This is a genomic window from Streptomyces sp. NPDC001880 (genome assembly GCF_053594575.1).
The window spans coordinates 118,744-141,433 of the sequence record NZ_JBSFET010000001.1 but is presented as its reverse complement, the minus strand read 5'-3'; the positions used below and the strand labels follow the sequence as shown (position 1 = coordinate 141,433).

Below are 22,690 nucleotides of genomic sequence, written 5' to 3'. Positions count from 1 at the left end.
GCATGCAGGGCACGATCGACGGTTTCAGCTACGGAGCGGTGACGCCCGTCGTGGCCTTCCTCATGGCCTGCCTCGGCGCGGCCCTCGGGCTGCGCTGCACGAACCGCTCGCTGCGTACCGAGCGCTCTTTCAAGGCCGGCTGGCTGGCCCTCGGTGCGACGTCCATCGGCTCCGGCATATGGACCATGCACTTCATCGCGATGACGGGCTTCTCCGTCGAAGGGGTGGCCATCAGCTACGACAAGCCGATCACCTTCGCCAGTCTCGCGGTCGCCGTCGGCATGGTCGGCGTCGGCATCTTCATCGTCGGGTACCGCGGCGCCACCGCAATGGCCCTGGTGACGGGCGGCACCATCACCGGGCTCGGCGTGGCCACCATGCACTACCTGGGCATGGCCGGAATGCGCCTCGACGGACAGTTCGAGTACGACACGATCACTGTGACCCTCTCCGTCGTCATCGCTGTGGTGGCCGCCACCACCGCGCTCTGGGCGGCCGTTTTTGTCCACGGCTTCCTGCCCAGCCTCGGGGCCAGCGTCGTCATGGCCGTCGCGGTGAGCGGCATGCACTACACGGGCATGGCCGCGCTCAGCGTCCATCTGCACCCCGGCGCCCGCCCCGACACCGCCGTGGCCGATGTGGCTGCCGCGCCGCTGCTGCCGCTGTTGATCGGCCCCGGCTGCTTCCTGATCCTTGCCGCGGTGGTCGTGATGTTCGATCCGCTGATGGTGATGGGCACCCCGGACTGGAACGACCCGAGGAACGCGGGGGCCGGCCGGCCGCCCGGGACGTCGGCCCACCGGCAGGTGCCGCGGTTCGGCACGCATGCCGACCCGGCCTCGTTCCACTCCCGGCCGCGCGACCCCGCGCCACCGGGAGAATGGTGATCCGGGCCCGGCACATCGGCTGACCCCGTCCGGTTGTCGGTGGCGGGTCGTACGGTGGTTCCATGCGGCCCGTTTCGAAGATCGAACGTTCGGTGGCGCCTTTCGAGGTCGTCAGTCCCTACCAGCCCAGCGGCGACCAGCCCGCGGCCATCGCCGAGCTGGAGCGGCGCATCCGCGCCGACGAGAAGGACGTCGTCCTGCTCGGCGCGACCGGCACCGGTAAATCGGCGACCACAGCGTGGATGATCGAGAAGCTGCAGCGCCCCACCCTCGTGATGGCACCGAACAAGACGCTCGCCGCGCAGCTGGCGAACGAGTTCCGTGAACTGCTGCCCAACAACGCCGTCGAGTACTTCGTCTCGTACTACGACTACTACCAGCCCGAGGCGTACGTCCCGCAGTCGGACACCTACATCGAGAAGGACTCCTCGATCAACGAGGAGGTCGAGCGGCTGCGCCACTCCGCGACGAATTCGCTGCTCACCCGGCGCGATGTCGTCGTGGTCGCCTCCGTCTCCTGCATCTACGGCCTCGGTACGCCCCAGGAGTACGTGGACCGGATGGTCCAGCTCAAGGTGGGCGACGAGATCGACCGGGACCAGTTGCTGCGCCGCTTCGTCGAGATCCAGTACACCCGCAACGACCTCGCGTTCACCCGGGGCACCTTCCGGGTCCGCGGCGACACCATCGAGATCTTCCCGGTCTACGAGGAGCTCGCCGTCCGCATCGAGATGTTCGGCGACGAGATCGAGGCGCTCTCCACCCTCCACCCGCTCACCGGCGAGGTGATGAGCGAGGACCAGTCCCTCCACGTCTTCCCCGCCAGCCACTACGTCGCGGGTCCCGAACGCATGGAGAAGGCGGTCAGCGGCATCGAGCAGGAGCTGGAGCTGCGACTGGCCGAGCTGGAGAAGCAGGGCAAGATGCTGGAGGCCCAGCGGCTGCGGATGCGCACCACGTACGACATCGAGATGCTCCGGCAGATCGGCACCTGCTCCGGCGTCGAGAACTACTCGATGCACTTCGACGGCCGCTCGCCGGGCACCGCCCCCAACACCCTCCTCGACTACTTCCCCGAGGACTTCCTCCTCGTCCTCGACGAGTCGCACGTCACCGTGCCGCAGATCGGCGCGATGTACGAGGGCGACGCCTCCCGCAAGCGCACCCTCGTCGACCACGGCTTCCGGCTCCCCTCAGCGCTCGACAACCGCCCGCTGAAGTGGGAGGAGTTCCTGAGCCGGATCAACCAGACCGTCTACCTCTCCGCCACCCCCGGGAAGTACGAGCTGTCCCGGGGCAAGGGCTTCGTGGAGCAGATCATCCGCCCCACCGGCCTCGTCGACCCCGAGGTGGTCGTCAAGCCCACCGACGGCCAGATCGACGACCTGGTGCACGAGATCCGCACACGCGCCGAGAAGGACGAGCGGGTCCTGGTCACCACCCTCACCAAGAAGATGGCCGAGGACCTCACCGACTACTTCCTGGAGCTCGGCATCCAGGTCCGCTATCTGCACAGCGACGTCGACACACTGCGCCGCATCGAGCTGCTGCGCGAGCTGCGCTCCGGCGAGTACGACGTACTGGTCGGCATCAACCTCCTGCGCGAGGGCCTCGACCTGCCCGAGGTGTCGCTCGTCGCCATTCTCGACGCGGACAAGCAGGGCTTCCTGCGCTCGGGGACGTCCCTGATCCAGACCATCGGCCGCGCCGCCCGAAACGTTTCGGGACAGGTCCATATGTACGCGGACAAGATCACCCCGGCGATGGAGCAGGCCATCGACGAGACCAACCGCCGCCGCGAGAAGCAGATCGCGTACAACACCGAGCGCGGTCTCGACCCGCAGCCACTGCGGAAGAAGATCAACGACATCGTTGCGACGATCGCCCGCGAGGAGGTCGACACCGAGCAGTTGCTCGGCACCGGCTACCGCCAGGCGAAGGGCGCCAAGGCACCCGTTCCCGCGCTGGGCGTCAAGGCGGCCGCGTCCAAGAAGGCCAGGAACGGCGGCGAAACGGTCACCGACCGGCCCGCCACCGAACTCGCCGGAATCATCGAGGAGATGACCGACCGGATGAGGGCGGCCGCCGCGGACCTCCAGTTCGAGGTGGCGGCGCGACTGCGCGACGAGGTCGGGGAGCTGAAGAAGGAGTTGCGCCAGATGCGCGAAGCGGGCCTTGCCTGAGCCCGCCGCATCCGGTGTGTTGCAGGACCGACACAAAACGGCCCCGAGCGGCCGCGCCAACGGCGCGACTGCGTAGGGTGCTGGAAACCGCGCACGGACGGTTGCGGGGAAAGCGGAGAGGGGACAGCGCGTGACGGTCAATATGACCAAGGGTCAGGCCATCAGCCTGCAGAAGAGCGACGGGGGGACCCTGACCGCGGTGCGGATGGGGCTCGGCTGGCAGGCGGCACCGCGCCGGGGTCTGTTCGGTTCACGTACACGGGAGATCGACCTCGACGCATCGGCGGTGCTCTTCGCCGACAAGCAGCCGGTCGACGTGGTCTTCTTCCGCCACCTCGTCAGTGACGACGGCTCGGTCAAGCACACCGGGGACAACCTGGTCGGCGGCGCCGGTTCCGGCGGCGACGACGAGGCGATCCTCGTCGACCTGCAGCGGGTGCCGGTCCACATCGACCAGATCGTCTTCACGGTGAACTCCTTCACCGGCCAGACGTTCCAGGAGGTGCAGAACGCCTTCTGCCGCATCGTCGACGAGACCAACGGCCAGGAGCTCGCCCGCTACACGCTGAACGGCGGCGGGCAGTACACCGCCCAGATCATGGCGAAGGTACACCGCTCGGGGAACGCCTGGCAGATGACGGCCCTCGGCAACCCGGCCAACGGCCGTACCTTCCAGGACCTGATGCCGGCGATCCTGCCGTACCTGTAGGCAGGCCCGACCGGGGGAGGGCGCCGAGGACCATCGGCACCCTCCGGGCCGGTACACATCAGTACCCGCAGCTCCCGGTGGCATCGGCCGCCGGGAGCTGCACCGCATGACACCGCACCGCATGACACCGCACAGCACCGCACCACGCAGCGCCGCACCGCACGCGGCGCACCACACAGCAGTGACTCGTCGAGGGGACAGGGCAATGACGGCCGAGCTGGTCCGGGGGCAGAACCACACCTTGCCCCAGACCCGTCTGGAGATCCGGGTATCGGCCGGCAAGCCCGTCGTGGCCGGTGCCACGCTCGGCGACGAGAACGGCACGGTGCACGGCACCGAATGGGTCGCCCACCCGGGATCTCCCCAGCTCCCCGGGCTCGAAGTGTCCAAGCAGGCCGCCGCCGACCACCGGCTCGCCGTGGACCTCGACGCCCTGCCCTCCTCGGTGCACCGGGTCACCGTGCTGCTGGCCCTGCCCACGGGAGTCGGCGGCCCGGTCCGGTTCGGCGCGGTCGCCTCCCCGTTCGTCGCCGTCACCGGGCTCGACGGCACAGAGATCGCCACCTTCACCCTCACCGGACTGGACACCGAGTCCGCAGTCGCGGCCCTGGAGCTCTACCGCCGTCAGGGCGCGTGGAAGGTACGCGCCGTCGGCCAGGGCTACGCGGGCGGCCTCGCCGCCATGCTCGCCGACCAGGGCCTGACCCGAGCCGCCGAGCTCGCCCACTCCATCCAGGACGCGGTCACCCGGGCGATGGCCCGCTCGGTCGCCCCGCCGCCGCCCCGCACCCCGGACGCCGGCCGGGTCGGGTCCGGTGCCGGTCCCGTGCCGCCCCCGGCCGGCCGCCGGCCCGCCGCTCAGCCGCCCGCCGCCCCGACGGGCGGGCCCATCAACTACGCGCACCCGCGCCGCCAGGCCGCCGCACCCCCGCCCACCGCGCCGCCCGCCGAGCCGGGCCGCCCCGCAGAGCCCGTCGCCGGGGACGCGACCGGCTGGTCCATGGACGAACGCCTCTACAACCAGATCTGGGGCATGTTCGAGGACCTGGCCCGCACCACCGCCGCCTACCGCAGCGCCGTCGACTTCGCCGAGTCCCGCATGGAGCAGGAACTCGATCGGACCCTGTCCGACCCGCGCAGCCGGATCGGCGGCGCGGGGGACCGGGCCCGCCAGGAGGCCCGGGCCAAGCGCGACGAGCTGACCGCCCGGGCCCGCGAGGCCCTCGACCGCGACCTCGCCCAGCTCGCCGCCGAGGCCGATGTGGTGGAGCCCGCGCTGCCCGCCCCGTTCGCGGGCTGGGACAACCCCGTCTGGCACGCCTACCGCGTCCCGATGGAGACCCCGATGGCGCTGCGCATCGGCGACCTCCACCTGCCCGAGAACCCCGGCCTGCACATCCCGCTGCTGGTCCGGCTGCCGCTGGAGCGCGGCATCTGGATCGACAGCGGCCGTACGGCGTCCGAGGCCGCTGCCGTGCTGGACAGTGCCCGGCTGCGCGGCCTCGCCATGGAGAGCGCGGTCGCGCACGCGGCCAGGCTGCTGGCCGTCTACCCGGCCGACGAGTTCTCGGTCCATGCCATCGACCCCGCGGGCTCGGGGGCCGCAGCGCTCGCTCCCCTGGTCCGGTCCGGGGTGCTTGCCGGGCCGCCCGCCTCCGGAGCGGGAGGAGTGGCCACGGTCCTCGCCCATCTCACCCGGCGCGTCGACCTGGTGCAGATGGCGATCCGGGCCGGCGCCGCCGACTCGCTGCCGCCGGACGTGGACACGGGCGAGCAGCTGCTGATCGTCAACGACTTCCCGCACGGCTTCGACGACCGGGCCGTCACCCAGCTGCGCTACCTCGCCGACGAGGGGCCCTCGGTCGGCGTCCATCTGCTGATGGTCGCGGACCGGGAGGACGCCGGCGGGTACGGGCCGGTGCTCGACCCGCTGTGGCGCTCGCTGCTCCGGCTCACCCCGGTCGCCGACGACCACCTGGCCGATCCCTGGGTGGGGCACGCCTGGACGTACGAGCCGCCGCGGATCCCGCAGGGCAGCCGGGTCCTGGAACAGGTGCTCGCCAAGGTGGCCGCGGCCCGTCGGCCCCGGCGCTTCTGAGCCCCGGCGTACCGGCACCGAACCGAGCCGGGCGTACCGGCCCGCACCTGGGCCGGTACGCCCGGCATTGCTCTCATCACTCCTACCAGCGCTTTTGGTTGACCTTTACCCTCTTCTTTACCTTTCTTTGGCGTTTCCTGTACTGTTCTTTGGGCGGAGGGGAGTACTCCCATACGCGGTGTCCCCGTCAATACGGACCGTGACCGGTCCCGGGGCGCCGGCCCGTGGCGCGCAGCCCGTGCGCCCGGGTGGAAGAGACCTCCGGCAGCGACGACGCTGATCAGTAGCCGTAGCGAACTGCCGGAGGCGCAGTGGACGTTTCATGGACCCTCTGGGTGCTGACCATTCTCGGTCTGTCAGCCCTTATCGCCGTCGACTTCTTCATCGGGCGCAAGCCTCATGAAGTGACGACCAAGGAAGCCGGGATCTGGACGATCGTCTGGATCGCACTGGCCGTCCTCTTCGGGCTCGGTCTGCTGCTCTTCGGCGAGAGCCAGGCCGCAGGCGAGTTCTTCGCCGGCTTCATCACCGAGAAGTCGCTCAGTGTCGACAACCTGTTCGTCTTCGTCCTGATCATGGCGAAGTTCTCGGTTCCCTCGCACCTTCAGCAACGGGTGCTGCTGGTCGGTGTGCTGATCGCGCTGGTGCTGCGGGCGATCTTCATCGCCGCCGGTGCCGCCGTGATCGCCAACTTCTCGTGGGTCTTCTACATCTTCGGCGCGTTCCTGATCTACACCGCCTGGAAGCTCATCCAGGAGGCGCGGGCCGGTGAGGAAGAGGAGGAGTTCGAGGAGAACCGTCTGCTCAAGACGATCGAGCGCCGCTTCGGGGTGGCCGACCGCTACCACGGCACCAAGCTCTTCATCCGGAGCAACGGCAAGCGTGTCCTGACGCCGCTGATGGTCGTCATGCTCGCCATCGGCACCACCGACGTGCTGTTCGCCCTGGACTCCATCCCTGCGATCTTCGGTCTGACTCAGGACCCGTACATCGTCTTCACCGCCAACGCCTTCGCCCTGATGGGGCTTCGGCAGCTGTACTTCCTGATCGGCGGGCTGCTGAAGAAGCTGGTTCACCTCAGCTACGGGCTCTCGGCCATCCTCGGCTTCATCGGGGTGAAGCTGGTGCTTCACGCACTGCACGAGTCCGGGGTGAACGTCCCCGAGATCTCCATCCCGGTCTCGCTCGGCGTCATCTGCGGCGTGCTGGTGATCACCACGATCACCAGTCTCATGGCCGGCAGGAAGCAGGCCAGGGCGGAGTCGGCCGAGGACGCCGACGAGACCGCGGGCAAGGACGCCGGCGTAGGCGCCTGACCACTGCGACGGACGGAAACCGAAACCGGCCGGGGCGGGCAACGGATCGTTGCCCGCCCCGGCCGGTGCTCACCTCACCCGCGCGGACCCGCCCCGGCCGGTGTCACCAGCCGCGGGCGCGCCACTGCGGCAGCTGCGGACGCTCGTCGCCGAGCGTGGTGTCGTGGCCGTGGCCCGGGTAGACCCATGTCTCGTCGGGCAGCTGGTCGAAGAGCTTGGTCTCCACGTCGTGGAGCAGGCTCGCGAAGGCCTCGGGGTCCTTGTGCGTATTGCCGACCCCGCCAGGGAAGAGACAGTCCCCGGTGAACAGGTGCGGGGCACCGTGCGGGTCGTCGTAGACCAGTGCGATGGAGCCCGGGGTGTGACCCACGAGGTGACGGGCTGTCAGTGCGACCTTGCCCACCCGGACCGTGCCGCCGTCGTCGACGAGGACATCGGTCGGCACCGGGATGCCTTCGGCGTCGTACCGCCCGGCGTAGGTACGTGCTCCGGTGGTCGCCACCACCTCGGCCAGCGCCTGCCAGTGGTCGCCGTGCCGATGGGTGGTGACGACGGACGCGATGCCGTCGTCACCGATCAGCCGCAGCAGTGTGCCGGCTTCGGCGGCCGCGTCGATCAGGAGCTGTTCGCCGGTGGCCCGGCAGCGCAGCAGATACGCGTTGTTGTTCATCGGGCCGACGGCGACCTTGGAGATCATCAGATCCGTCAGCTCGTGCACGTCCGCACGCCCACCGACCTTGACCGCTCCGCTGTACGTCATGTCTCTCAGCCTATAGCGGGGGCAGTGCGGGAAGCGGGCCGCCTTCGACGGTCAGCGCCGCCCCGTCGCGGCGCCCGCTGAGCCAGCCGAGGAGTTCGGGGGCCTCGCCGCGGACAGTGACGGGACCACCCTCCGCGCCGCCTCCGGTCGTCCGGATCTGCCCCCGGCCGTCGTCCAGCCTCGTGGACACGACAGCGGGGTGCCCGTCGAACCGCTCGGCGAGGAACTCGATCTCCCGGGCGACGAACTCCTCCGACAGGTCCTCCAGCTCGTACCCGATCTCCAGGTCGACATGGTGCAGCTCGACCTCGACCCGGCGGCGGAAGGGGACCCGGGAGGCGGAGTCCGTGACGCCGTTGCGCAGGGTGACCGTGCGGGACCAGTCGGCCGTGGCCGCGGCGGCCGCGAAGCGGTCCGCGCTCCCGGACAGGTCGGCCAGCTGCTCGGCCGGTGGCCGGGGCGCGTCGCGCTCGATGTCGCGGTCGCGGGTTTCGCTGTCTGCGTACATGGGCCGGCCCTGGAGAACATTTGCGAGCGCGTCGGCGTTACGGGAGAGGTGCGCAAGGACATGACCCCGGCTCCAGCCGGGGAGTCGCGACGGCTCGGCCAGTGCGGCGGCGTCCAATTTTGCGGTGGCGCTGAGCAGCCGATCGGTTGCTTCACGTACGGCTTGCAGGTCGTGCGCATGATCAATCATGAGGCTGAGCCTAGCCTCGCCACTCATTCGGGTGAAGGAATCCGAGAGCGTCCGTAAATCGAATGTGCGTGCTATACGCTCGGAGTCGAAAGCTTCGTACATCGCTGTGGCGCCCCCCATACCCTGGGACAGGGGCTCAGTTCCCCCACTTCTCTCCAGAAAGGTGCGGACCGGCGTGGCCGACCGTCTCATCGTCCGTGGCGCTCGCGAGCACAACCTCAAGAACGTCTCGCTCGACCTCCCCCGCGACTCCCTGATCGTCTTCACCGGGCTCTCCGGGTCGGGCAAGTCGTCCCTCGCGTTCGACACGATCTTCGCCGAGGGCCAGCGGCGTTACGTGGAGTCCCTCTCCTCGTACGCCCGCCAGTTCCTCGGCCAGATGGACAAGCCGGACGTCGACTTCATCGAGGGCCTCTCGCCCGCCGTCTCCATCGACCAGAAGTCGACCTCGCGCAACCCGCGCTCGACGGTCGGCACCATCACCGAGGTCTATGACTACCTCCGGCTGCTCTTCGCCCGGATCGGCAAGCCGCACTGCCCGGAGTGCCGTCGGCCCATCTCGCGCCAGTCGCCGCAGGCGATCGTGGACAAGGTGCTCGGCCTGCCCGAGGGCAGCCGGTTCCAGGTGCTCTCGCCGCTGGTGCGTGAGCGCAAGGGCGAGTTCGTCGACCTCTTCGCCGATCTGCAGACCAAGGGCTACAGCAGGGCCCGGGTCGACGGCGAGACCATCCAGCTCTCCGAGCCGCCCAAGCTGAAGAAGCAGGAGAAGCACACCATCGAGGTGGTCATCGACCGTCTCACGGTGAAGGACAGCGCCAAGCGCCGGCTGACCGACTCGGTCGAGACCGCGCTCGGGCTCTCCGGAGGCATGGTCGTGCTCGACTTCGTCGACCTCCCCGAGGACGACCCCGAGCGTGAGCGGATGTACTCCGAGCACCTCTACTGCCCGTACGACGACCTCTCCTTCGAGGAGCTCGAACCGCGCTCCTTCTCCTTCAACTCGCCCTTCGGCGCCTGCCCCGACTGCACGGGCATCGGTACGCGGATGGAGGTCGACCCCGAGCTGATCGTCCCCGACGAGGAGAGGTCGCTCGACGCGGGCGCGATCCACCCCTGGTCGCACGGCCACACCAAGGAGTACTTCGGCCGTCAGATCAACGCGCTCGCCGACGCCCTCGGTTTCCGTACGGACATCCCCTGGGCCGGGCTGCCGCAGCGGGCCAGGAAGGCCCTGCTCCACGGTCACAAGATCCAGACCGAGGTCCGCTACCGCAACCGCTACGGCCGCGAGCGTGCGTACACCACACCCGCCTTCGAGGGCGCGGTGCAGTTCGTCAAGCGGCGGCACGCCGACGCCGAGAGCGACTCCAGCCGGGAGCGCTTCGAGGGCTACATGCGCGAGGTGCCCTGCCCGACCTGTGAGGGCACCCGGCTCAAGCCGATCGTCCTCGCGGTGACGGTGATGGAGAAGTCCATCGCCGAGGTCGCCGCGATGTCGATCAGCGAGTGCGCCGAGTTCCTCGGCCGGATGAAGCTCAATGCCCGCGACAAGAAGATCGCCGAGCGGGTGCTGAAGGAGGTCAACGAACGGCTGAGGTTCCTGGTCGACGTCGGCCTCGACTACCTCTCGCTCAACCGCGCGGCCGGCACCCTGTCCGGGGGCGAGGCCCAGCGCATCCGGCTCGCCACCCAGATCGGCTCGGGCCTGGTCGGCGTGCTGTACGTGCTGGACGAGCCGTCCATCGGCCTGCACCAGCGGGACAACCACCGGCTGATCGAGACCCTGGTCCGGCTCCGCGACATGGGCAACACGCTCATCGTCGTCGAGCACGACGAGGACACCATCAAGGTCGCCGACTGGGTCGTCGACATCGGCCCCGGCGCCGGTGAGCACGGCGGCAACGTGGTCCACTCCGGATCGCTCAAGGAGCTGCTGGCCAACGGCGAATCGATCACCGGTCAGTATCTGAACGGCGAGAAGTCGATCCCGATGCCCGACGTCCGGCGCCCCGTCGACCCGCAGCGCAGGCTCACGGTGCACGGCGCCCGGGAGAACAACCTCCAGGACATCGACGTCTCCTTCCCGCTCGGCCTGCTCACGGCCGTCACGGGCGTCTCGGGTTCGGGGAAGTCGACGCTGGTCAACGACATCCTCTACACCCACCTGGCGCGCGAGCTGAACGGCGCCAAGTCGGTCCCCGGCCGCCACACCCGGGTCGACGGCGACGACCTGGTCGACAAGGTGGTGCACGTCGACCAGTCGCCCATCGGCCGCACGCCCCGGTCCAACCCGGCCACGTACACCGGTGTCTTCGACCATGTCCGCAAGCTGTTCGCGGAGACGATGGAGGCGAAGGTGCGCGGCTATCTGCCGGGCCGTTTCTCCTTCAACGTCAAGGGCGGCCGCTGCGAGAACTGCTCCGGCGACGGCACCATCAAGATCGAGATGAACTTCCTGCCGGACGTGTACGTCCCGTGCGAGGTCTGCCACGGAGCGCGCTACAACCGGGAGACTCTGGAGGTCCACTACAAGGGCAAGTCGATCGCCGAGGTGCTGGACATGCCCATCGAGGAGGGCCTGGAGTTCTTCGAGGCCGTTCCGACGATCGCCCGCCACCTCCGTACGCTCAACGAGGTGGGCCTCGGATATGTGCGGCTCGGCCAGTCCGCGCCGACGCTCTCCGGTGGTGAGGCGCAGCGTGTGAAGCTCGCCAGCGAGCTTCAGAAGCGCTCCACCGGCCGCACGGTCTACGTCCTGGACGAGCCGACCACGGGTCTGCACTTCGAGGACATCAGCAAGCTCATCAAGGTGCTCTCCGGGCTGGTCGACAAGGGCAACTCAGTGATCGTCATCGAGCACAACCTCGATGTGATCAAGACCGCGGACTGGGTCATCGACATGGGCCCCGAAGGAGGCAGCGGCGGCGGACTGGTCATCGCCGAGGGCACTCCCGAGGAGGTCGCCGGTGTTCCGGCCAGCCACACCGGCAAGTTCCTCCAGGACATCCTGGACCCGGACCGGGTGAACGAGGCCGCGGTGCCCGCCGCCCGCAAGCCGGTGCGGAAGGTGGCCGTGAAGAAGGCAGTGGCCGCCAAGTCGACCCCGGCGAGGAAGACGGCCACGGTCAGGACGGGTGCGGGCCAGACCGCGAAGTCCGCCACGGCCAAGACCGCCAAGACGGCCGCGACGAAGAAGCCCGCGGCGAAGAAGGCGACCCGCGCGCGCAAGGCCTGACAACCGCGCGTCGCGGCGGCGGCTCCCGGACTCCCGGGGGCCGCCGCCCGCGTTCTGCCACCGCGGGCCGTTCAAGACCGACCGGCAATTTGGGGGGCGTGGGGGAAGGAGCGGGGCCGGGTGCGTGCGGCTGCGAGGCGGGTTGGGTCTCCCCTGCTCGAACGCGGCTGAGAGCTCGGGGAAGGAGCGTTGTCGATCGACGACGACGCGGCGGATGCGCGTGCCCGGCCCCGCGACGCCGCCCCCCAATGCCGGTCGGTCCAAGCCGCTGACCAGGAACAACCATTCTCGGGTGGCCCGGCCGCAGGGCCTTCGGTCTCCGCCGGTATCGTCAGTTCTGTCACCGATGGCACCGATGGCTCTGACGGCTCCGATGCCCGCGGCACTCCTGGTACCCGCGGCGCTTCGGCCGCGCTCGGTGCACATCCACCCCTTCGACCAGTGGAGACCGCATGTCCGGCCAGCCCGCCGCCCGCCGTACCGTGCTGAAGGGTGCCGCTCTCGCCGGCGCCGCCGGGCTGGGAGTGGCCGCCTGCTCGACCGAATCGAAGCTCGGCCACGCCCAGACGCCGACGCCGACCGCCCCCGTCGCGCTCGGCGCGCCGGACGAGGTCCCGGTCGGCGGATCCAAGCTCTACCGCAACGAGCGGGTCATCGTGAACTGCCCGGCCAAGGGCCAGTACAAGGCGTTCAGCGCCCAGTGCACCCACGCGGGCTGCCTGCTGGACAAGGTCGAGGACAACGTGGGGACGTGCCCCTGCCACGGCAGCTACTTCGACACCACGACCGGCAAGGCGATGCGTGGTCCGGCGACCGCGCCGCTGCCCTCGGTCCCGGTCAGGGTCGAGGGCGGAAAGCTGGTCGCGGGCCCCGACGCCTGACACGGCCAGGGCCCGACGCCTGACGGCACTGGGGCCCGAACGCCTGACGCGGGCCGGGGGCCGGTTCACTCCCAGTCCCGGTCGATGCCGACCAGACCGGGCCGTACCCCCTGTTCCACCAGGTGAACGGTCCGGTGCCTGCCGGTCAGCGTGAGATCCGTACGGGCGCCGCGCGGCGCCCCCGCCGAGACCTGGGCGAAGCGTCGGCACCGCACCGGCAGCGCGGGGCGGCCTCCGGCAACACCATCGCCAGGTCGGCGGCGGCACCGCGCACCGAGGGCGCCGCCGTGCCCGTACACACCCTCGATCCGGACTTCGTGGCCGGGAAGCCGGGGGCGCCCGTCGCAAGGCTGGACCACCTCGCCACCACGGCCGTCGCCCCGGACGGCCGGAAGGCGTCGCTGTGGACCCTTCCGAAGGAAGGGAAGGACAGCGGCCGGCAGGTGGTGAACATCGCCACCGGCGACGACGAGACGCGGTACGCCACCGCGGGCGCCCGGAAGCTGCCCGGCGGGACGGTGTTCCGCGAGCCGCAGGTGGACGCCTGGTACGTCCGGAAGGGAAGCGGCACCCACTGATCCGTGCTCCGGGGCGCGTTCCCGCGATCCGCGTCCCGGAGCACGGCACCACTTCCGGTCCGGCCGCGCTGTCACTGCCCGCAAGTAGGGTGGGACGCATGGCAGACCCCTCCAGCTACCGCCCCAAGCCGGGACAGATCCCCGACTCCCCGGGGGTCTACAGATTCCGCGACGAACACCGCCGGGTGATCTACGTCGGAAAGGCCAAGAACCTGCGCCAGCGCCTGGCCAACTACTTCCAGGACCTGGCCGCGCTCCACCCGCGTACGCGCACGATGGTCACCACGGCCGCCTCGGTGGAATGGACGGTCGTCTCCACGGAGGTCGAGGCCCTTCAGCTGGAGTACTCCTGGATCAAGGAGTTCGACCCGCGGTTCAACGTCAAGTACCGCGACGACAAGAGCTATCCGTATCTCGCGGTCACGCTCAACGAGGAGTTCCCGCGCGTCCAGGTCATGCGCGGAGCCAAGAAGAAGGGCGTGCGCTACTTCGGTCCGTACGGTCACGCCTGGGCGATCCGCGAAACGGTCGACCTGATGCTCCGGGTCTTCCCGGTGCGTACGTGCTCCGCCGGAGTCTTCAAGAACGCCGCCAGGACCGGCCGTCCGTGCCTCCTCGGCTACATCGGCAAGTGCTCGGCCCCCTGCGTCGGCCGCGTCACCCCCGAGGAACACCGCGAACTGGCCGACGACTTCTGCGACTTCATGGCAGGCCGGACCGGTACGTACATCCGCCGTCTGGAGAAGGACATGATGGCGGCGGCCGAGGAGATGGAGTACGAGCGGGCGGCCCGGCTCCGCGACGACGTGGAGGCCCTCAAGAGGGCCATGGAGAAGAGCGCCGTCGTGCTGGCCGACGCCACCGACGCCGACCTGATCGCGGTCGCCGAGGACGAGCTCGAAGCCGCCGTCCAGATCTTCCACGTACGCGGCGGCCGGGTGCGCGGCCAGCGCGGCTGGGTCACCGACAAGGTCGAGAACGTCGACACCTCCCGCCTCGTCGAGCACGCCCTTCAGCAGCTGTACGGCGAGGAGGCGGGCGATGCCGTCCCCAAGGAAGTCCTCGTCCCGGCCCTGCCCGAGGACCCGGACGCGGTCTCCCAGTGGCTCGCCGGCCGCCGCGGCTCCCAGGTCAGCCTGCGCATCCCGCAGCGCGGCGACAAGAAGGACCTGATGGCGACGGTCCAGCGCAACGCCCAGCAGGCCCTGGGGCTGCACAAGACCAAGCGCGCCTCCGACCTGACCACCCGCTCCCGCGCCCTGGAGGAGGTCGCCGAGGCGCTCGGCCTCGACACCGCCCCGCTGCGCATCGAGTGCTTCGACATATCCCACCTCCAGGGCGACGACGTGGTCGCCTCCATGGTGGTGTTCGAGGACGGGCTCGCCCGCAAGAGCGAGTACCGCCGCTTCCAGATCAAGGGCTTCGAGGGCCAGGACGACGTCCGGTCGATGCATGAGGTGATCGGCCGCCGTTTCAGGAGGTACCTCCAGGACAAGGAACGCACGGGGGAGTGGGAGGAGCCCCCCGCCCCGGCCGGGCCGGTCCCGGACACCACATCCGATCCGGATTCCGCCGCCGGTCCGGACACCACACCCGGCCCGGATTCCGCTGCCGGTCCGGACGCCGAGCCGCGCGAGGACGACGGGCGTCCCAAGCGGTTCGCCTATCCGCCGCAGCTCGTCGTGGTCGACGGCGGCCAGCCGCAGGTCGCCGCCGCCAAGCGGGCCCTCGACGAGCTGGGGATCGACGACATCGCCGTCTGCGGCCTCGCCAAGCGCCTCGAAGAGGTATGGCTGCCCGATGACGACGACCCCGTCGTCCTGCCCCGCTCCAGCGAGGGCCTCTATCTCCTGCAGCGGGTCCGTGACGAGGCCCACCGCTTCGCGATCACGTATCAGCGCGCCAAGCGGGCCAAACGCATCCGCTCCAGCCCGCTGGACGCCGTCGCCGGCCTCGGCGAGACCCGGAAACAGGCGTTGATCAAGCATTTCGGCTCCGTGAAAAAGCTGAAGCAGGCGACAATCGACGAGATCTGCGAGGTTCCGGGGATAGGCCGCAGAACGGCGGAATCAGTGGCTGTCGCCCTCGCCTCGGCCGCCCCGGCCACGCCCGCCGTGAACACGGCGACAGGAGAGATCATTGAAGAGGACGACGGGGGCAGCACGACATGACCGAGCGTGAGAACGAACACGCAGCCGAGCGGGCGCAAGAAGCCGAGCACGACGGCACCGACCGAACAGACGGAGCAGGACACGTGAGTACGGGCACCACGATCGAGACGGGTGACGGGAGCGCGACCATCCCCGAGCTGGTGATCATCTCGGGGATGTCGGGCGCCGGGCGCAGCACGGCTGCCAAGTGTCTGGAGGACCTCGGCTGGTTCGTCGTCGACAACCTTCCGCCCGCCCTGATCCCCACCATGGTCGAGCTCGGCGCCCGCTCGCAGGGCAACGTGGCGCGGATCGCCGTCGTCGTCGACGTCCGCGGGCGCCGCTTCTTCGACAACCTCCGCGAATCCCTCGCCGACCTGGAGGCCAAGCACGTCACCCGGCGGATCGTCTTCCTGGAGTCCTCCGACGACGCCCTCGTCCGCCGCTTCGAATCGGTCCGCCGCCCGCACCCCCTCCAGGGCGACGGCCGGATCGTCGACGGCATCGCCGCCGAGCGCGATCTGCTGCGCGAGCTGCGCGGCGACGCCGACCTGGTGATCGACACCTCCAGCCTCAACGTCCACGAACTGCGCGCCAAGATGGACGCCCAGTTCGCCGGCGACGAGGAGCCGGAGCTGCGCGCCACGGTCATGTCGTTCGGCTTCAAGTACGGCCTGCCGGTCGACGCCGACCTGGTGGTCGACTGCCGCTTCCTGCCCAACCCGCACTGGGTCCCCGAGCTGCGCCCGTTCACCGGGCTCAACGAGGAGGTCTCCGCCTACGTCTTCGACCAGCCCGGCGCCAAGGAATTCCTCAACCAGTACACGGAGCTGCTCCAGCTCATCGCCGCCGGGTACCGCCGCGAGGGCAAGCGCTATGTGACCATCGCCGTCGGCTGCACCGGCGGCAAGCACCGTTCGGTCGCCATGTCCGAGAAGCTGGCGGCCCGGCTCGCGACCGAAGGCATCGAGACCGTCCTCGTCCACCGGGACATGGGGCGCGAGTGACCAGCCGCAATCTGCGCCTGCGGCGGCTGCGCAGAGCCGCCTCCGCGCTGCCCGGCCGCAAGCGCGGCGCACAGCCCAAGGTCGTCGCCCTCGGCGGCGGCATGGGGCTGTCCGCGTCGCTCGCGTCGCTCCGCCGGATCACCGGCGATCTCACCGCCGTGGTCACCGTCGCCGACGACGGCGGCTCCAGCGGCCGGCTCCGCGAGGAGCTCGGCGTACTGCCGCCCGGCGATCTGCGCAAGGCGCTCGCCGCCCTGTGCGGCGACGACGACTGGGGCCAGACCTGGGCCCGGGTGATCCAGCACCGCTTCCAGTCCAAGGGCGATCTGCACGAGCACGCGGTCGGTAATCTGCTGATCGTCGCCCTCTGGGAGCAGCTCGGCGACCACGTCCAGGCACTCGACCTGGTCGGCAGGCTCCTCGGGGCGCACGGCCGGGTGCTGCCCATGTCCGCCGTGCCGCTGGAGCTCCAGGCCCTGGTCCGGGGGCACGACCCGGCCCGCCCGGACGACGTGGACACCGTGCGCGGACAGGCCACCGTGGCGCTCACCCCCGGCGAGGTGCAGTCCGTGCACCTCGTCCCGCACGACCCGCCGGCCGTCCCCGAGGCCGTCGCCGCGGTGCTCGACGCCGACTGGGTGGTGCTCGGCCCGGGGTCCTGGTTCTCCTCCGTGATCCCGCATCTGCTCGTCCCCGAACTGCTCGACGCGCTCGTCGAGACCAAGGCCCGCAAGGTCCTTTCGCTCAACCTCGCACCGCAACCCGGTGAAACTGATGGCTTCTCCCCGCAGCGTCATTTGGAGGTTTTGGGACGACACGCCCCTAAACTCGCCCTGGACGTGGTGCTGGCCGACGAAGCCGCTGTGCCCGATCGTGAGTCCCTCGCCGATGCCGCCAAGCGGCTCGGCGCCGCGGTCGAGCTGGCGCCGGTGGCCTCACCCGACGGCGTTCCGATCCATGATCCGGAGCTGTTGGCCGCCGCGTACGACCGTATTTTTCGGATGCATGGAAGGATCGGCCCATGGCGATGACGCCCGCGGTGAAGGACGAAATCTCTCGGCTTCCCGTGACCCGGACCTGCTGCAGGAAGGCAGAAGTCTCGGCGATTCTTCGGTTTGCGGGTGGTCTGCACCTGGTGAGCGGCCGGATCGTGATCGAGGCCGAGCTGGACACCGGGAACGCGGCGCGCCGGCTGAAGCGGGACATTCTCGAAATCTTCGGGCACAGCTCGGAGCTGATCGTGATGGCGCCCGGAGGTCTGCGGCGCGGCTCGCGCTTTGTCGTGCGGGTGGTGGCGGGCGGCGACCAGCTGGCCCGCCAGACCGGTCTGGTGGACGGCCGCGGCCGCCCCATCCGCGGGCTGCCCCCGCAGGTGGTCTCGGGGGCGACCTGTGACGCCGAGGCTGCCTGGCGCGGGGCCTTCCTGGCCCATGGCTCGCTCACCGAGCCGGGCCGCTCCTCCTCGCTGGAGGTGACCTGCCCGGGCCCGGAGGCGGCGCTCGCGCTGGTCGGCGCGGCCCGCAGGCTCTCCATCGCGGCCAAGGCCCGCGAGGTGCGCGGGGTGGACCGGGTCGTCGTCCGCGACGGCGACGCGATCGGCGCGCTGCTCACCCGGCTCGGCGCCCATGACGCGGTGCTGGCCTGGGAGGAGCGGCGGATGCGCCGCGAGGTCCGCGCCACGGCCAACCGGCTCGCCAACTTCGACGACGCCAACCTGCGCCGTTCGGCGCGGGCCGCGGTCGCCGCGGGCGCCCGGGTGGGGCGCGCGCTGGAGATCCTGGGCGAGGAGGTGCCCGAGCACCTCGCGGCTGCCGGGCGGCTGCGCATGGAGCACAAGCAGGCGTCCCTGGAGGAGCTGGGCGCGCTCGCCGACCCGCCGCTGACCAAGGACGCGGTCGCCGGCCGGATCCGCCGGCTGCTGGCGATGGCCGACAAGAGGGCCCAGGACCTGGGTATCCCGGGCACCGAATCCACCCTCAGCGAGGAGCTCGCCGACGGCCTGGTGGGCTGACCCGCGGCGGACGCGAAACCGGCCGGATCCGGGACGCGCGGAGCTCCCCGGGGATGCTGACGCAGCGTAATTGTCGCAGCGTGTGCGGCCAAAAGTCGGAGGCCCGTACTCCTTGTGGGGGTACGGGCCTCCGGCGTTCCTGCGGCCCCGCTCGATGTCACCCCGGCGCTCTCGGAGAGGTAGGGTCGGAGGCGGTCGGGGACATCTCACACAACTCGCCGGGGTGAAAACCTCGCGTATCCAATGAGGAGATCGGTTCGTGACGATCCGCGTAGGCATCAATGGCTTTGGCCGCATCGGGCGTAACTACTTCCGCGCGCTGCTGGAGCAAGGTGCGGACATCGAGATCGTGGCTGTCAACGACCTGGGTGACACCGCGACCACGGCCCACCTGCTGAAGTACGACACCATCCTGGGTCGTCTGAAGGCAGAGGTCAGCCACACCGCCGACACCATCACCGTCGATGGTCACACGATCAAGGTTCTCTCCGAGCGCAACCCGGCCGACATCCCCTGGGGCGAGCTGGGCGTCGACATCGTCATCGAGTCGACCGGCATCTTCACGAAGAAGGCCGACGCCGAGAAGCACATCGCGGGCGGCGCCAAGAAGGTCCTCGTCTCGGCTCCGGCCAAGGGCGAGGACATCACCATCGTGATGGGCGTCAACCAGGACAAGTACGACGCGGCCAACCACCACGTCATCTCCAACGCGTCCTGCACGACCAACTGTGTCGCACCGATGGCCAAGGTTCTGGACGAGAACTTCGGCATCGTCAAGGGCCTCATGACGACGGTCCACGCGTACACCAACGACCAGCGCATCCTGGACTTCCCGCACTCGGACCTGCGTCGCGCCCGCGCCGCCGCCGAGAACATCATCCCGACCACCACCGGTGCCGCCAAGGCCACCGCCCTGGTGCTCCCGCAGCTGAAGGGCAAGCTGGACGGCATCGCCATGCGCGTCCCGGTCCCGACCGGCTCGGCCACCGACCTGGTCGTCGAGCTCCAGCGCGAGGTCACCAAGGACGAGGTCAACGCCGCGTTCAAGAAGGCTGCGGACGACGGCGACCTCAAGGGCATCCTCCACTACACCGAGGACCCGATCGTGTCCTCGGACATCGTCAGCGACCCGGCCTCCTGCACCTTCGACTCCTCGCTGACCATGGTTCAGGAGGGCAAGTCGGTGAAGATCCTCGGCTGGTACGACAACGAGTGGGGTTACTCCAACCGCCTCGTCGACCTGACCGTCTTCGTCGGCAGCCAGCTCTGACCGTCGAACCGGCAGGCATCCAGATGTGAGCACGGGGCTCGAACAGCGCAATGCCGCGCTGTTCGGGCCCCGTTGCATGCTCTCCCGCCCTCCAAGGAGTCCAGCAAGATGAAAACGATTGACGAACTGATCGCCGAAGGGGTCAACGGAAAGCGCGTATTCGTCCGCGCCGACCTCAACGTGCCGCTGAGCGGCACCACCATCACCGACGACGGCCGTATCCGCGCCGTCCAGCCGACCGTGGGGAAGCTCGTCGCGGCCGGCGCGCGAGTCGTCGTCGCCTCGCACCTGGGCCGCCCCAAGGGCGCCCCGGACCCGGCCTTCTCGCTGGCGCCCGCCGCCGCCCGCCTCGGTGAGCTCATCGGCGCCGACGTGGCCTTCGCGACCGACACGGTCGGCGAGTCCGCCCGCGCCACGGTCGCCGCGCTCGGGGACGGCGAGGTCGCCGTCCTGGAGAACCTCCGCTTCAACCCCGGTGAGACGTCCAAGGACGACGCCGAACGCGGCGCGTTCGCCGACCGGCTGGCCGAGCTCGCCGACCTGTACGTGGGCGACGGCTTCGGAGCCGTGCACCGCAAGCACGCCTCGGTCTTCGACCTCCCGGCCCGGCTGCCGCACGCCGCCGGTGACCTCATCGCCACCGAGGTCGGCGTCCTGAAGAAGCTCACCGAGAACGTCGAGCGTCCCTACGCCGTGGTGCTCGGCGGCTCCAAGGTCTCCGACAAGCTCGGCGTCATCGACCATCTGCTGGAGCGCGCCGACCGCATCCTGATCGGCGGCGGCATGGCGTACACCTTCCTCAGGGCCCAGGGCCACGAGGTCGGCAGCTCGCTCCTCCAGGAGGACCAGATCCCGGCGGTGTTGGAGTACCTCAAGCGGGCCGAGGACAAGGGCGTGGAGTTCGTGCTCCCCGTCGACGTGGTGGTCTCCGAGCAGTTCCCGGATCTCAAGGCCAAGGCCCCGACCGAGCACCGCACCGTGCCCGCGGACGCCATGCCGGCCGGGTTCATGGGCCTGGACAACGGCCCCGGGACCAACGCGCTGTACGCATCGAAGCTCGCCGACGCGGCCACCGTCTTCTGGAACGGCCCGATGGGCGTCTTCGAGCACCCCGACTACGCCGAGGGCACCCGGGCCGTTGCCCAGGCCCTCGTCGACTCCTCGGGCTTCAGCGTCGTCGGCGGTGGCGACTCCGCCGCGGCCGTCCGCACCCTGGGCTTCGACGAGAATGCATTCGGACACATCTCGACCGGTGGCGGTGCCAGCCTCGAATACCTTGAGGGCAAGACGCTTCCCGGCCTCGCCGCACTGGAGGACTGACCTTTCATGACCACGCGCACCCCGCTGATGGCGGGCAATTGGAAGATGAACCTCAACCACCTCGAGGCCATCGCACACACCCAGAAGCTCGGCTTCGCGCTGACCGACAAGGACTACGACGTCGTCGAGGTCGCCGTCCTGACGCCCTTCACCGACCTGCGCTCCGTGCAGACCCTGATCGAGGGCGACAAGCTCAAGATCAAGTACGGCGCCCAGGACATCTCGGCGCACGACTCCGGCGCGTACACCGGTGAGATCTCCGGCCCGATGCTCGCCAAGCTGCGGTGCACCTACGTCGCCGTCGGCCACAGCGAGCGCCGGCAGTACCACGGCGAGACCGACGAGATCTGCAACGCCAAGGTGAAGGCCGCGTACAAGCACGGCCTGACCCCGATCCTCTGCGTCGGCGAGGGCCTGGACGTCCGCAAGGCCGGTGACCAGGTCTCCTACACCTTGGCACAGCTCGACGGCGGTCTGAAGGACGTACCGGCCGAGCAGGCCGAGTCCGTCGTGATCGCGTACGAGCCGGTCTGGGCCATCGGCACCGGTGAGGTCGCCACCCCCGAGGACGCGCAGGAAGTCTGCGGTGCGATCCGCCGCCGGCTGGCCGAGCTGTACTCGCAGGAGCTGGCCGACGCCGTCCGCATCCAGTACGGCGGCTCGGTGAAGTCGGGCAATGTCGCCGCGATCATGGCGCAGCCCGACGTGGACGGAGCGCTGGTCGGCGGTGCCGCGCTGGACGCCGACGAGTTCGTCAAGATCGTCCGCTTCCGCGACCAGTGAGTATGCGGTAGCGCGGATCCGTCGTACCCTTGCGGGGGCCGTGGAGGGTAGCCTCACGGCCCCCGTCGTTCGCAGATGCAGTCCAGAGGAATTCCGGAAAGTAGGGACCAGCCGTGGTTTTGGCGTTCGAGATCGCCCTGATCGTCTTCAGCCTGCTGCTGATGCTGCTGGTGCTGATGCACAAGGGAAAGGGCGGCGGCCTCTCCGACATGTTCGGCGGCGGCATGCAGTCGTCGGTCGGCGGTTCCTCGGTCGCGGAGCGGAACCTCGACCGGATCACCGTGTTCGTCGGTCTGGGATGGCTCGCGTGCATTGTTGTGCTTGGTCTGCTGATCAAGCTGGACAGCTGACCCGTCGTACGCGATTCCCGGTGACGGTGTAACTCCTTTCACTGGACGCGCGTTGGGCCTTACGTAGACTGGGGCATCTTCGAGCACCATCACGCAGGGAGTTACGACCGTGGCAAGTGGCAACGCGATCCGGGGAAGCCGGGTCGGAGCGGGGCCGATGGGGGAGGCCGAGCGTGGCGAGTCCGCGCCGCGCCTCCGCATCTCCTTCTGGTGCTCGAACGGGCACGAGACGCAGCCGAGCTTCGCCAGTGACGCGCAGGTACCGGAGACTTGGGACTGCCCGCGCTGCGGCTTCCCGGCCGGACAGGACCGGGACAGCCCGCCGGACCCGCCGCGCACCGAGCCGTACAAGACGCACCTCGCATACGTGCGCGAGCGGCGCAGCGACGCGGACGGCGAGGCCATCCTTGCCGAGGCCCTGGCGAAACTCCGGGGCGAGATCTAGAAGTTCACCG

General features: G+C 69.8%; 18 protein-coding genes and 1 pseudogene. 17 read left to right on the top strand and 2 right to left on the bottom strand.

Going from position 1 to position 22,690, the window contains the following annotated elements:
• Nucleotides 1-2 precede the first annotated feature (2 nt).
• The 5 genes from ACWCQ6_RS00680 to ACWCQ6_RS00660 all read left to right on the top strand — a co-directional run bounded on the left by ACWCQ6_RS00680 (nucleotide 3) and on the right by ACWCQ6_RS00660 (nucleotide 7,193).
• A complete protein-coding gene (locus ACWCQ6_RS00680; protein ID WP_451084591.1) occupies nucleotides 3-887 on the top strand; it encodes an MHYT domain-containing protein in 885 nt (294 codons plus the stop codon).
• Nucleotides 888-949: 62 nt separating this feature from the next.
• On the top strand, nucleotides 950-3,070 hold the full coding sequence (uvrB, locus tag ACWCQ6_RS00675; protein WP_451084590.1) for an excinuclease ABC subunit UvrB: 2,121 nt from the start codon (nucleotides 950-952) through the stop codon (nucleotides 3,068-3,070).
• 130 nt (nucleotides 3,071-3,200) lie between these two features.
• Nucleotides 3,201-3,779, top strand: a complete 579-nt coding sequence (locus ACWCQ6_RS00670; protein WP_451084589.1) for a TerD family protein — start codon at nucleotides 3,201-3,203, stop codon at nucleotides 3,777-3,779.
• A gap of 205 nt (nucleotides 3,780-3,984) precedes the next feature.
• Nucleotides 3,985-5,877, top strand: a complete 1,893-nt coding sequence (locus ACWCQ6_RS00665) for a TerD family protein (protein ID WP_451084588.1) — start codon at nucleotides 3,985-3,987, stop codon at nucleotides 5,875-5,877.
• Nucleotides 5,878-6,188: 311 nt separating this feature from the next.
• Nucleotides 6,189-7,193 carry a TerC family protein gene (locus tag ACWCQ6_RS00660; protein WP_451084587.1) on the top strand — a complete coding sequence of 335 codons (1,005 nt, stop codon included), beginning with the start codon at nucleotides 6,189-6,191 and terminating at the stop codon, nucleotides 7,191-7,193.
• Nucleotides 7,194-7,296: 103 nt separating this feature from the next.
• Here ACWCQ6_RS00660 and ACWCQ6_RS00655 read toward each other — a convergent pair whose 3' ends face one another.
• Together ACWCQ6_RS00655 and ACWCQ6_RS00650 are read right to left on the bottom strand one after the other, a co-directional pair.
• Nucleotides 7,297-7,953 carry an MBL fold metallo-hydrolase gene (locus ACWCQ6_RS00655; protein ID WP_451084586.1) on the bottom strand — a complete coding sequence of 219 codons (657 nt, stop codon included), beginning with the start codon at nucleotides 7,951-7,953 and terminating at the stop codon, nucleotides 7,297-7,299.
• A 10-nt stretch (nucleotides 7,954-7,963) separates the two neighbouring features.
• A complete protein-coding gene (locus ACWCQ6_RS00650; RefSeq protein WP_451084585.1) occupies nucleotides 7,964-8,650 on the bottom strand; it encodes a maleylpyruvate isomerase family mycothiol-dependent enzyme in 687 nt (228 codons plus the stop codon).
• A 175-nt stretch (nucleotides 8,651-8,825) separates the two neighbouring features.
• Between ACWCQ6_RS00650 and uvrA the strand changes: the two genes are divergently transcribed.
• From uvrA to ACWCQ6_RS00590, 12 genes and pseudogenes are all read left to right on the top strand, one after another.
• Nucleotides 8,826-11,885 carry an excinuclease ABC subunit UvrA gene (uvrA, locus tag ACWCQ6_RS00645; RefSeq protein WP_451084584.1) on the top strand — a complete coding sequence of 1,020 codons (3,060 nt, stop codon included), beginning with the start codon at nucleotides 8,826-8,828 and terminating at the stop codon, nucleotides 11,883-11,885.
• A 452-nt stretch (nucleotides 11,886-12,337) separates the two neighbouring features.
• Nucleotides 12,338-12,766, top strand: a complete 429-nt coding sequence (locus ACWCQ6_RS00640; RefSeq protein WP_451084583.1) for a Rieske (2Fe-2S) protein — start codon at nucleotides 12,338-12,340, stop codon at nucleotides 12,764-12,766.
• A gap of 251 nt (nucleotides 12,767-13,017) precedes the next feature.
• Nucleotides 13,018-13,332 (top strand): annotated as a pseudogene (locus ACWCQ6_RS00635) (hypothetical protein); the annotation flags it as partial.
• 110 nt (nucleotides 13,333-13,442) lie between these two features.
• A complete protein-coding gene (uvrC, locus tag ACWCQ6_RS00630; protein WP_451084582.1) occupies nucleotides 13,443-15,515 on the top strand; it encodes an excinuclease ABC subunit UvrC in 2,073 nt (690 codons plus the stop codon).
• Complete coding sequence (gene rapZ / locus ACWCQ6_RS00625) at nucleotides 15,512-16,501, top strand: RNase adapter RapZ (protein WP_451084581.1); 990 nt, start codon at nucleotides 15,512-15,514, stop codon at nucleotides 16,499-16,501. Before uvrC ends, rapZ begins: the two co-directional genes overlap by 4 nt.
• The gene (locus ACWCQ6_RS00620) at nucleotides 16,498-17,532 is read left to right on the top strand and encodes a gluconeogenesis factor YvcK family protein (RefSeq protein WP_451084580.1); all 1,035 of its coding nucleotides are present in this window, start codon (nucleotides 16,498-16,500) and stop codon (nucleotides 17,530-17,532) included. Before rapZ ends, ACWCQ6_RS00620 begins: the two co-directional genes overlap by 4 nt.
• On the top strand, nucleotides 17,523-18,512 hold the full coding sequence (gene whiA, locus ACWCQ6_RS00615; protein ID WP_069172156.1) for a DNA-binding protein WhiA: 990 nt from the start codon (nucleotides 17,523-17,525) through the stop codon (nucleotides 18,510-18,512). The genes ACWCQ6_RS00620 and whiA overlap by 10 nt, the downstream gene beginning before the upstream one ends.
• 259 nt (nucleotides 18,513-18,771) lie before the next feature.
• On the top strand, nucleotides 18,772-19,782 hold the full coding sequence (gap, locus tag ACWCQ6_RS00610; RefSeq protein WP_451084579.1) for a type I glyceraldehyde-3-phosphate dehydrogenase: 1,011 nt from the start codon (nucleotides 18,772-18,774) through the stop codon (nucleotides 19,780-19,782).
• A 108-nt stretch (nucleotides 19,783-19,890) separates the two neighbouring features.
• Nucleotides 19,891-21,102, top strand: a complete 1,212-nt coding sequence (locus ACWCQ6_RS00605; protein ID WP_451084578.1) for a phosphoglycerate kinase — start codon at nucleotides 19,891-19,893, stop codon at nucleotides 21,100-21,102.
• A gap of 6 nt (nucleotides 21,103-21,108) precedes the next feature.
• Nucleotides 21,109-21,885 (top strand): triose-phosphate isomerase, encoded by a 777-nt coding sequence (gene tpiA, locus ACWCQ6_RS00600; protein WP_451084577.1) that lies wholly within the window; start codon nucleotides 21,109-21,111, stop codon nucleotides 21,883-21,885.
• Nucleotides 21,886-21,998: 113 nt separating this feature from the next.
• The gene (gene secG / locus ACWCQ6_RS00595) at nucleotides 21,999-22,235 is read left to right on the top strand and encodes a preprotein translocase subunit SecG (RefSeq protein WP_451084576.1); all 237 of its coding nucleotides are present in this window, start codon (nucleotides 21,999-22,001) and stop codon (nucleotides 22,233-22,235) included.
• A gap of 109 nt (nucleotides 22,236-22,344) precedes the next feature.
• Nucleotides 22,345-22,680 (top strand): RNA polymerase-binding protein RbpA, encoded by a 336-nt coding sequence (locus ACWCQ6_RS00590; RefSeq protein WP_072483070.1) that lies wholly within the window; start codon nucleotides 22,345-22,347, stop codon nucleotides 22,678-22,680.
• Nucleotides 22,681-22,690: the final 10 nt, after the last annotated feature.